Annotated in this window: 3 protein-coding genes; all 3 read right to left on the minus strand. The window is 41.0% G+C overall.

Annotated elements, in window-relative coordinates; all coding sequences use genetic code 11:
- Positions 1 to 167: 167 nt before the first annotated feature.
- Entirely contained in the window at positions 168 to 1214 is a 1047-nt protein-coding gene (locus DW938_RS10225; protein WP_118124700.1) for a Fic family protein, read from the minus strand.
- A gap of 389 nt (positions 1215 to 1603) precedes the next feature.
- Positions 1604 to 2242, minus strand: a complete 639-nt coding sequence (locus DW938_RS10230) for an ATP-binding cassette domain-containing protein (protein ID WP_118124702.1) — start codon at positions 2240 to 2242, stop codon at positions 1604 to 1606.
- Between the two features lie 16 nt (positions 2243 to 2258).
- The coding region (locus tag DW938_RS14815) for a hypothetical protein (RefSeq protein WP_181984415.1) at positions 2259 to 2615 on the minus strand (357 nt) is incomplete at its 5' end.

Consider the following 2615-nt stretch of genomic DNA (forward strand, 5'->3'; position numbering starts at 1 on the left):
TTTTCGGAGAAGTTTCCATTGTTTCAGGGTCTGTTGAAATGACTTTATCTCCTGACTTTATCTTTTCTATGGCAAGCAAACTAACCGTCTTGGCATTACCTAAAAACTCACCTGCCGCTCCAAGTCCGCCAAAACCTAGTCATGCGATGTGTAGAACATCTTCTAATCTAATTTAATCTGAAATAGCAGGTGCTCTTTCCCTTGCCCTCTTTTTTTAGTTCTCCTGCGGCAACAAGTTTTCTTAGTACACCTTCGATAGAACTGTCACTGAGAGTAGGACAGAGTTCCCTTATATCCTGCTTGTTAAATCGTCCTATTTTGCTTTTGCTTGCCATTCTGACCATCTCAAGTGCAGGCAGTTTTTCTTGAACAAGGGATGTACGCTCTTCAAAATCTTTATACGATGCAAGTATCGTGCCTAAAATGTATTTTATAAATGGCAAAGCATCCTCTTTGCCCTCGTGCCAGCCCATCTGCGACTGACTCAGAGCACTGTAATACAGATCTTTGTCCTTAGAGATCTTTGCCTCGAGCGATATATATTTGCCAATGTAAAAGCCATTCTGATACAGCAGAAGAGTGGTAAGCAGACGGCTCATTCTTCCGTTGCCGTCATTAAAAGGGTGTATACAGAGAAAATCGTGGATAAATATAGGGATAATTATAAGCGGCTCAACCTCCAAATTACCGATAACACGATTGTACTCTTCACATATCCTGTCAAGTGCCTCAGATGTTTCATTTGGCTCGAGCGGAGTAAACAGTATTTCTGTATGTCCATCGGGGTAAGCCGCACTGATATAATTCTGCACGCTTTTTGTTCTGCCAGCAAGCGGATTGTTCATATGACTATAAAGCTTTTTGTGAAGCTGCAGAATATAGTTCTGAGTTATCGGAATAGCGTCAAAGCTTTCGTGTATAACGTTCAGCACGTCTCTATACCCTGCGATCTCCTGCTCGTCACGATTTCGAGGAGTAGTCTTTTCTTCGACCAACTGTTTGATCCTCGTGCTTGTTGTTACGATACCCTCTATCGCATTTGAAGCTTCGGTACTTTGAATTTTTGCTATCTCAATAAGCTTCTCCATCTCTTGCGGACGCTGTTTCAGATACTGCTCCTGTTTTCCAGCCTCTTTGTATATGGCCGCTATAAGTCCGAGAATATCAGAATCCCACTTTTGTTCTTTAAAAGCAGAGTAATTAAAACTTCTCATTTCCTTACCTCCATTATTTTCCCTTAAATTATAATATAAAATAAGGGAAATGTCAATAGAATAAGCAAATTTGTCCTTAATATTATGTGCGAAATAATGGAATATATCAAACAGTATCCCTCTACTGTATAAAAGAGCCGATTTCTCGACTCTTTTGGTATCTATAGCATTGGGGAGCATATTCGTAATTTTACATCATAAATTGTTCACCACATTTCTTGTTTTGGTTATTAAAAAAGCACCTATCAGTGATAGATGCTAATGGAATTTGATAAATTTATATGGCTATTTCAACTTCCATGTTGACAAATGTAAACTTTTTCAGAAAGTATGATATAATATAGAATTGCATTAAATAAAAATACGAATCCATACTTATTCAGTCTATGTCACCTTACCCCCTCAATGACTCCCTTATCCATTTCGTGTACAGTATTGCACAGCACGGAGATGTCCTCCGCTGAGTGAGAGCAAATAAGGATAGTCTTGCCCTGTTCTTTGTAGCTGAGCAGATATTCACGCATTTCTTTTACGCCGTCCTTGTCAAGACCATTGAAAGGCTCGTCGAGAATAAGTATCTTCGGGTTTTCCATAATGGCTTGTGCAAGTCCCAAACGCTGCCGCATACCTAGACTGTATTTGCGGACGTGGCGTTTTAGTTCGGGGTCAAGCCCCACCTGTTTCATACTGCTTTTTATCTCCTCTTTGCCTATCTTGTTGTTCAGCCCTGCAAGAAGTTTTAAGTTCTTGTAGCCCGAATAGTAAGGTATAAACCCAGGTGTTTCAATAATGATACCCATATCTTTCGGGAAGTCAACGTCCTTGCCCACCTGCTTGCCGTCAACGATAATCTCACCGCCCGTGGGCTTGATAAAACCACATATGCACTTCATAAGCATTGTCTTTCCGCTGCCGTTTCTGCCGATAAGTCCGTGTATCTTGCCCTCCTCAAAGGACACATTTATGTGCTTTAGTATCTCCGTTTTGCCAAGCGTAAGGCATACGTCATTTACATTGATGATATCCATTTCGTCCCCCTAATCCCTAACTTGCTATCTCTGCAACATTGTCGTAATTGAATTTTCTTATGGCGATAAAGCAGAACGCCAGCAGTACCGCTATAAATATGGCAAGATAGCTGACCGAAAAACTCATTGACATAACAGGCTCACGGAAATATTTTGTGTAGTGCAGCCATATTATGCTGTTCGCCATTGGCATTGTCCACATAAGCGTGGTCTTTATGGAGCAGAACGCTGTGCCTAAAGATATCACTGCTCCGCAAAGGACAAAGCCTACAGTCTTGTGTTTCACAAGTGAAAAGCTCAGCAGGATAAGCCCTATTATCATAAGGTATGCGAACACGAGCAGGTAGCTTTGCACTGCGGCTGAAAATACTGT

This window comes from Ruminococcus sp. AM43-6 (assembly GCF_003461785.1).
GTDB lineage: Bacteria > Bacillota > Clostridia > Oscillospirales > Ruminococcaceae > Hominimerdicola > Hominimerdicola aceti.

Coding starts and splice junctions, on each gene's coding strand:
- DW938_RS10225 (WP_118124700.1), bottom strand. CDS start 1,214: ATGAGAAGTTTTAATTACTCTGCTTTTAAAGAACAAAAGTGGGATTCT.
- DW938_RS10230 (WP_118124702.1), bottom strand. CDS start 2,242: ATGGATATCATCAATGTAAATGACGTATGCCTTACGCTTGGCAAAACG.